Here is a 319-nt window from a genome sequence, read left to right as displayed (position 1 = left end):
CGTCACATCTGTTACCCATTTTTCGTTAGGTTTTACTGCCACGAAATTACGTTTTAAAATATTTGGCGCAATCTTCCCGACGTTTCCTTTGTATGAGCGATACTTTCTCATACGGACAAGTAGATTTCAAACCCAGTTTTTGCATAAGACGATGTACAGTTTTATGATTGATCAAATAGCCAAAATTACGTAATTCTAACGTGATTCTCCGATAACCATATCGACCTTTGTGTTCATGATAAATAGAAGAAATCAACGATTTCATTTCGGCATACTTATCAGGTCGGTTTAAGTTATTGATCCAGTAATAATAGGTACA

At 35.4% G+C, this 319-nt stretch carries 1 pseudogene; it reads right to left on the bottom strand.

The features are described 5' to 3' along the window. Positions 1–319: pseudogene (locus ACOMCU_RS28385) on the bottom strand (IS3 family transposase); the annotation flags it as partial.

It is taken from the genome of Lysinibacillus sp. UGB7, from assembly GCF_049058285.1.
Classification (GTDB): Bacteria; Bacillota; Bacilli; order Bacillales_A; family Planococcaceae; genus Lysinibacillus; species Lysinibacillus sphaericus_B.
This window is presented reverse-complemented; position numbering and strand designations above follow the sequence as displayed.